This window comes from Gilliamella sp. Pra-s52 (assembly GCF_009795805.1).
Lineage (GTDB): Bacteria > Pseudomonadota > Gammaproteobacteria > Enterobacterales > Orbaceae > Gilliamella.
Map to the genome: position 1 here is coordinate 84,170 of NZ_WTEY01000011.1, position 7,485 is coordinate 91,654.

8 protein-coding genes are annotated in these 7,485 nt (G+C 35.4%); 6 read left to right on the forward strand and 2 right to left on the reverse strand.

From position 1 onward, the window contains the following. Positions 1-68: 68 nt before the first annotated feature. Both ulaG and ulaR read right to left on the reverse strand, forming a co-directional pair. Positions 69-1,136 carry an L-ascorbate 6-phosphate lactonase gene (gene ulaG / locus GQ594_RS08795; RefSeq protein WP_160412076.1) on the reverse strand — a complete coding sequence of 356 codons (1,068 nt, stop codon included), beginning with the start codon at positions 1,134-1,136 and terminating at the stop codon, positions 69-71. A gap of 26 nt (positions 1,137-1,162) precedes the next feature. Further along, the gene (gene ulaR, locus GQ594_RS08800) at positions 1,163-1,924 is read right to left on the reverse strand and encodes an HTH-type transcriptional regulator UlaR (protein ID WP_160412075.1); all 762 of its coding nucleotides are present in this window, start codon (positions 1,922-1,924) and stop codon (positions 1,163-1,165) included. Between the two features lie 481 nt (positions 1,925-2,405). Between ulaR and GQ594_RS08805 the strand changes: the two genes are divergently transcribed. The 6 genes from GQ594_RS08805 to GQ594_RS08830 all read left to right on the forward strand — a co-directional run. Beyond that, the gene (locus tag GQ594_RS08805) at positions 2,406-4,130 is read left to right on the forward strand and encodes a PTS ascorbate-specific subunit IIBC (RefSeq protein ID WP_442903579.1); all 1,725 of its coding nucleotides are present in this window, start codon (positions 2,406-2,408) and stop codon (positions 4,128-4,130) included. Between the two features lie 24 nt (positions 4,131-4,154). Next, positions 4,155-4,628 carry a PTS sugar transporter subunit IIA gene (locus tag GQ594_RS08810; RefSeq protein WP_160412073.1) on the forward strand — a complete coding sequence of 158 codons (474 nt, stop codon included), beginning with the start codon at positions 4,155-4,157 and terminating at the stop codon, positions 4,626-4,628. A gap of 3 nt (positions 4,629-4,631) precedes the next feature. Continuing rightward, on the forward strand, positions 4,632-5,324 hold the full coding sequence (locus GQ594_RS08815) for an L-ribulose-5-phosphate 4-epimerase (protein ID WP_160412072.1): 693 nt from the start codon (positions 4,632-4,634) through the stop codon (positions 5,322-5,324). A 20-nt stretch (positions 5,325-5,344) separates the two neighbouring features. Then, entirely contained in the window at positions 5,345-5,989 is a 645-nt protein-coding gene (locus tag GQ594_RS08820; RefSeq protein ID WP_160412071.1) for a 3-keto-L-gulonate-6-phosphate decarboxylase UlaD, read from the forward strand. Between the two features lie 95 nt (positions 5,990-6,084). After that, a complete protein-coding gene (locus GQ594_RS08825; protein ID WP_370519413.1) occupies positions 6,085-6,966 on the forward strand; it encodes an L-ribulose-5-phosphate 3-epimerase in 882 nt (293 codons plus the stop codon). Between the two features lie 326 nt (positions 6,967-7,292). Continuing rightward, a partial coding sequence (locus GQ594_RS08830) for a hypothetical protein (protein ID WP_160412069.1) occupies positions 7,293-7,485 on the forward strand: 193 nt, incomplete at its 3' end.

Consider the following 7,485-nt stretch of genomic DNA (forward strand, 5'->3'; position numbering starts at 1 on the left):
GGCGTGTGGATGGTAAAATTATTATTTGAACCATCCACATGTTAAAATTGAATAACTACATTAGCGGATTATAAGAATGAGCGATACGGCAACTCTGGCTCATCGATAAAAATATCTCTAAAACCACGATAATGTTGATAATGCATTTTATGCTTATCGGTTGGATAAGTATATTTACCACCAACTTGCCAGAAGAAAGGGGTAAATTTATAATCAAGACGATCTTTTTTCATTTTCCATAAAACTTCAATTTCACGAGGATCGCTTTGGAAGTTTGCCCAAATATCATGGTGGAAAGGGATCACAACTTGAGTATTAAGCGATTCAGCTGCTCGTAAAATATCGGCTGATGTCATTTTGTCGGTCACACCACGAGGATTTTCACCATAAGATAACAGTGCTACATCAATTTTGTAATCATTACCATGTTTGGCATAATAATTAGAATAGTGGGAATCACCAGAGTGATATAGTGAACCGCCTGATGTTTCAAATAAATAGTTGACTGCTCTATCATTCATACCATCTAAAATAGACTTATCGGTTGATGATACGCCTTTTGGTAAGGTCACTAACGATGTTCTATCAAAAGAGTCTAAGACACGAATAGTAATATCACCTACTTCAATCGTTTCGCCTACTTTAGCAACAATACATTGTTCTTCAGGTACGCCCCAACTTTTCCATAATTCTACACAAGCTTTTGGACCAATAAATTTTACTTTTGATGAACAGTTTTGGATAACCGCAGCAGCAACATTGACATCGATATGATCAGCGTGATCATGTGTTGCCATTACTGCATCGATTTCTTTAATTGCAAAAGGATCAAGAACAAATGGACTGGTTCTTAAGTTAGGCTGTAATTCTCGGACTCCTCCCATTCGCATCATTTGGTGCTGTTTGTTCATTAATGGATTTGCGTGAGTTTTTTTACCTGTACCACACCAAAAATCAACAGAAATATTGGTATTACCTGCTGATTTTAACCAAATACCTGTACAAGCAAGCCACCACATGGTAAATGTATTGGGTTTAACCTCTGTCTTTTCGATCTCCTCATTAAGCCAAGTTCCCCATTCAGGAAATGTATTTAATATCCACGATTCACGGGTAATTTCATTCACTTTACTCATACTTTGTTCCTTTTACAATTTAATAGTTAGACTAAAATAACTTCAACGCCTTGCTCCTTAATGCATTCGATCACGTCCTTATTAGCTTGTTTTCCGGTAATTAAAATATCAATTTTATTTACTGGACAAAAAAGCATGCCTGAATTAGCTTTAGTATCAATTTTCGAACTGTCTACTACTACAACTAGCTTTTCGACTTGTTCAAGTATTTGCTGTTCTGCAACAGCACCTAAAATTTCGTTTTTATATAAACCTATTGGCGTTAAGGTTTTTCCACTGGTAAACATCCATTTGCCCGCATAAGAATCAGTAATACTGGCAATCGGATTAAGAATAATATTTTGTGTTTTGTTGTATAACCCTCCCATAATGATGACATTTTCATGATCATGTTCAATCAAATAACAGGCGAGTGGAAAGTAGTTAGTAATAATTGAAACATTCTTACCACATAATTCGCGTCCTAATAAAAATGCCGTTGAACCACAGTTGATAACAATATTTTCGTCACTATTACACAGTTTTGCAGCACGAATCGCAATACGGGCTTTTTCGTGATAGTGATCGGTATTATTGTTGTCAATGGGTGCCCAGATTGGTTTTACTTCTTCTAATCGCATAATGCCATTACGAACTTTTTTAACACGTCCTTCCTGATCGAGCTTAGTAATATCTCGCCTTGCAGTGGCTGGTGATATAGCAAAGTTTGTGATTAAGTCCGTTACTTTAACCATACCTTTTTCGTTTACTAATGCCACCATTTCATTATGCCGTGCGATTTCGTTCATTATTTCCTCTTACAACATAAAATGATTAAATTTGATTATTTTGATGATAATTTTCATTTGTATTGTTGTCAATTATTATAATTTTAACTTTCAGTATTTTGTTATTTAATATATTGATAATAATAATTTTAATTTTATTTTTTGCTTGTGGTTTTTTATCAGGTTGTGATCTGTGTCACAGATGCTATGTTGATTTTATGAAAATAGTGATCTTTATCAAAGTAATCATAAATAATCATTGAATGATTTATTTTGATTGTGGAATATAACAAATATTATTAATGAGCGATGAAGAATAACGTAAAGTAATCGGCTGTTTTAACCATTACTTTACAGTTCGTAAAAAAACTTGATGGAAGACATTTAAATGAAACTAAATATTAGGGATGAGTGTTGTTAGAGCAATGAAAATGTCAATAACTAATGAGAGGGACATATGGAAGTAATTTATAACGTATTTTATATTTTTTATAGTCAAGTGATGACAAAAGCACCTTTGTTACTTGGTTTGGTAACAATGCTTGGTTATTGTCTGTTACGTAAAGATCTAACTACCGTGTTGAAAGGTACAATTAAAACCATTGTCGGATTTATGTTATTGCAGGTTGGTTCGGGTGTTTTGGTATCAACATTTAAACCTGTTATTGCCAAACTGGCCGAATATCATGGTATTAAAGGTTCAATTATTGATACTTATGCATCAATGGTAGCGGTTGAAAACGGCATGGGTGAGCACTATTCATGGGTAGGTTATGCGGTTTTACTTGCTTTAGCTATCAACATTTTATTAGTTATTTTTCGACGCCTAACAGGTATTCGAACTATTATGTTAACTGGCCATATTATGTTTCAACAGGTTGGTTTAATTGCTCTATTTTACTTCCTTTTTGGCTACAGTATGTGGGAAACCATCATCTATTCGGCTATTATCACTGCGCTTTATTGGGGAATATTTTCTAATATGATGTTCAAACCAACCGAAGCGGTAACTGGTGGAGCAGGCTTTTCAATTGGTCACCAACAACAACTTGGTTCTTGGATTGCGGTTAAATTAGCGCCAAAATTAGGTGATAAAAACGATACAGTTGATAATCTAAAATTACCAAAGTGGTTACATATTTTTCATGATAGTATTGCTGCAACCACGATCGTGATGACTATATTTTTCGGTATCATATTACTTTCCTTTGGATTAGATAATTTACAAACAATGGCGGGTTCTACCCATTGGACCATCTACATATTTGAAACAGGACTTAAGTTTGCTGTCGCAATTCAAGTTATTGTTGGTGGTGTACGTATGTTTGTTGCTGAGTTATCAGAAGCTTTCAAAGGTATTTCAGAAAAATTGATTCCTAACGCGGTATTAGCCATTGATTGTGCAGCAATTTATGCCTTTTCACCCAATGCGATGGTATTTGGTTTTATTTGGGGAGCATTAGGTCAATTCTTAGCGATTGCTTTACTGCTTATCTTTAAATCGCCAATCATGATTATTCCTGGATTTATACCAATGTTCTTCTCGAATGCGACTATTGGGGTATTTGCTAACCATTTTGGTGGTTGGAAAGCGGTAATGAAAATCTGTTTTGTTATGGGCATGATAGAAGTATTGGGCTCTGCTTGGGTGATTGATATTTTTGCTCAAAATGGCACTCCAATTGATTCATGGATGGGAATGGCTGATTGGGCGATTTTATTCCCACCAATTTTACAAGGTTTATCTATTTCGCACTTATTCATCTATGTACTTATTGCGTTAGCCTTGGTTTATATGTTCTTTGCAGCTAAACAGCTACGTCAAGAAGAAGCTGATTCTAACAATCAACCTGATGAAGTGAACGACAAACAGCAAGATATTAACGAATCTGTACTTGAAAAAATGGACGAAGTGGCTGTGAGTGAAGGTCGTCCTATCCGAATTTTAGCAGTATGTGGTAGTGGTCAAGGTTCATCAATGATGATGAAAATGAAGATCGCCAATTATCTAAATAAAAAAGGTATCCCAAACGAAATGGATTCTTGTGCTGTGACTGATTATAAATCACGCTTACCAAATGTCGATATCATCGTCGCTTCTAAACATCTTATTCACGAAATCGAGGTTAATGAAGGTCAACATGCATTAGGTGTACAAAATATGCTAAACCCGCAAACCTTTGGTGATGAACTTATAAAATTGATTGAACAAGTGCTTTTAAAATAGATTTTAAATACTAAGGGGTACAACATGGCTTTAAAAGAATCATTAATTGAAAACAATTCTATTTTACTCAAAGCGGAGGCATCAAACTGGCAAGAAGCAGTCAAATTAGGCACTGACATGTTAGTGGTTTCTAAAGCAATAGAACCTTCTTATTACGATGCTATTATCCGTTGCGTCAAAACAATGGGGCCTTACATTATTATTGCACCAAACTTTGCCATGCCTCACGCAAGACCTGAAGATGGTGTAAATCGTACGGCTTTTGCTTTGGTGACTTTAAAAAATCCTGTCTATTTTGATGGTGAAGATGAGCCTGTTGATGTCTTAGTGACATTAGCGGGTAGTACGTCTGATCAGCATATGGAAGGATTAATGGAAGTCACGCAAATTTTAGATGATGAAAATAGTGAAACAGGGGTTGATCTTGATAAATTAAGACGTTGTAACACCAAAGAAGATGTTTATGCCGTTATCGATCAGGCATTAAATGGAGGTTGAATTATGTACCAAGCTTTAAAAGAACGTGTTTTAAACGCTAATTTATTACTACCCCAATATAATTTAGTCACTTTCACTTGGGGTAATGTATCTGAAATCGATCGCGATAAAGGCCTTATTGCCATTAAACCTTCTGGCGTTGAATATACTAATATGAAAATAGATGACATTGTGGTTGTTTCACTAACGGGAGATATTGTAGAAGGACAATTAAATCCTTCAAGTGATACCGCAACACATATTGAATTGTATAAAGCATTCCCACAAATTGGTGGTATTGTACACACTCATTCTCGTTACGCAACCATTTGGGCTCAAGCTGAGTTAGATATTCCAGCATTAGGTACTACTCATGCTGATTACTTTTATGGTGATGTGCCTTGTACTCGTGAACTAACCAATAGTGAAATTGCAACTGATTACGAAAAAAATACGGGATTAGTAATAATAGAAGAATTCAAACGTCGAGGTTTAGATCCTGTTGCTATGCCTGGCGCTATCATATCAGGCCATGCACCATTTTGTTGGGGTAAAAACGCCTTAGATGCGGTGCATAATGCTGTAGTACTTGAAGAAGTAGCAATGATGGCGCTTTCAACTCGGCAACTTAATCAAACAATCAAAATTCAACAAACATTATCTGACAAGCACTATTTTCGTAAACATGGCGCAAATGCTTATTACGGTCAAAAATAACAAATATTAAGGAGAACAACATGACAGCACCTAAATTACAAATAGCATTAGATCAAACTGAATTAGCATCAGCATTAGATGTGGCGAAAAATGTAGCAGGATTTGTTGATATCATTGAAGTTGGTACTATTCTTGCGTTTGGAGCCGGTATACAAAGTGTAAAACGGTTAAGGGAGCTCTATCCAAATCATATTTTAGTGTGTGATTTAAAAACCACTGACGGTGGGGCGATATTGGCAAAAATGGCGTTTTCAGCTGGTGCAAATTGGTTAACCGTATCAGCCGCAGCTCACATTGCAACTGTAGAAGCGTGTAAAAAAGTGGCTGATGAATTTAACGGTGAAATTCAAATCGAATTATATGGTCATTGGACTTTAGATGATGCCAAAGCTTGGCGAAAGCTTGGTATTAAGCAAGCCATATATCATCGTTCTCGTGATGCTGAATTAGCTGGTATTGGTTGGGGTGAGGATGATATAACCAAAATGCGTCAATTGTCTGATCTAGGACTTGAACTATCAATTACTGGTGGAATTGTACCAGAAGATATCCATTTATTTGCTGGCATAAAAACCAAAGCCTTTATTGCCGGTCGTGCACTTGCTAATGAAAACGGCCAAAAAACGGCGCAAGCATTAAGAGAGCAGATCGCAAAATATTGGTAAAAACCGCATGCAGCTAAACAAATCAGCTGCATGGTTTCTTTTCATATAAAAAATGGATTATCACCATGTTGCAAAGTAAAGATATATCAAAAACATTGTATCAAATCAAAAATACTCCTCGTATTGGTATTTATGAAAAAGCCTTACCTAACGAGTTATCATGGCAAGATAAATTACAAGTAACTAAAAAGTTAGGATTTGATTTTATCGAAATTTCGGTCGACGAATCAAATGAGCGTCGTGCTAGATTAGATTGGTCTGATGATGAGATCTATTCACTTAGGCATCAATGCGAAAAAATTGGAATTCCACTACATTCTATGTGCCTAAGTGCACATCGTAAATATCCATTTGGTTCAGCCAATAATGATATCCGTAATGAAGCCAAAATCATTATGGACAAAGCCATTACGCTAGCTTACAAGTTAGGAATAAGAGTGATCCAACTTGCTGGCTATGATGTTTACTATGAACCAGCCGACTTACAAACACATCAGCGCTTTATTCAAGGTATGCAGTGGGCAGTTAAGCAAGCTGAGCGAGCAGGGGTGATGTTAGCGGTTGAAATTATGGATACGCCGTATCTCAACAGTTTAAGCAAATTCGAGATCCTCAAAAAAAATATCGATTCACCTTACTTTATGGCTTACCCCGATGTAGGTAATATTACTGGTTGGAATTATGATACTTGCACCGAACTTAAGTTAAGTCGTGATCATATTGTCCAAATTCATCTAAAAGACACATTCAAAGTTAAAGTCGATTATTCTGGGCAATTTAGGGATCTAGTCATTGGTGAAGGCGAAGTCGATTTTACCGCTATTTTTGAAACACTTCGCACCATGAATTATGTTGCACCATTGGTAATTGAAATGTGGGCAAAGGATGAAAAATGGCAAGACAACATAATTATCGCCCAAAATCGTCTAAAAGCAATTGCTGAAAAAGTAAATTATCCTTTATTTACAAAATATTAACTTTAATAAAAATCAATAATAAATTCACCATCTATAATTAAAAATACCTCATGCTCCACTAATATAATTTAGCGGTGGAGTATAATGTTATTTTTTGTATAATTATTTAATAAAACAATGATTTTTTGCATTCAATGATCAAAAATTATTAATATTAAAAAAGTGATGGTTAAAAAATAGTTAAATTTTGCCCTGAAATATTCTATACTCTATACCTTATTTAGATTATCTATTAGTTAACTATATTAGATAACTAAAAGTGATTACAACAAACTAAAGGTATTATTCTTTATTTCAATTAAATCAATAAGTAAGGAAGGGAAAACATGGCAAATGAGTTTGACCGTTTGATTGACAAGTTAGGTGAGGGATTGGTTAATGGGTTAATTGATGGGTTGAAAAGTGTGAGTCATAATCGTTATACCTTAACCGTTGAGGGGCTGGGTTCACCGGTGTCGGTGTTGCAGGTTAAAGGCGATGAGCCACTCAATCGACCCTGGCATTATACGATAACCTTCA

Bases quoted from the DNA above. Each gene is read 5' to 3' on its own strand.
- ulaG (WP_160412076.1), bottom strand. From the start codon at position 1,136: ATGAGTAAAGTGAATGAAATTACCCGTGAATCGTGGATATTAAATACA.
- ulaR (WP_160412075.1), bottom strand. From the start codon at position 1,924: ATGAACGAAATCGCACGGCATAATGAAATGGTGGCATTAGTAAACGAA.
- GQ594_RS08805 (WP_442903579.1), top strand. From the start codon at position 2,406: ATGACAAAAGCACCTTTGTTACTTGGTTTGGTAACAATGCTTGGTTAT.
- GQ594_RS08810 (WP_160412073.1), top strand. From the start codon at position 4,155: ATGGCTTTAAAAGAATCATTAATTGAAAACAATTCTATTTTACTCAAA.
- GQ594_RS08815 (WP_160412072.1), top strand. From the start codon at position 4,632: ATGTACCAAGCTTTAAAAGAACGTGTTTTAAACGCTAATTTATTACTA.
- GQ594_RS08820 (WP_160412071.1), top strand. From the start codon at position 5,345: ATGACAGCACCTAAATTACAAATAGCATTAGATCAAACTGAATTAGCA.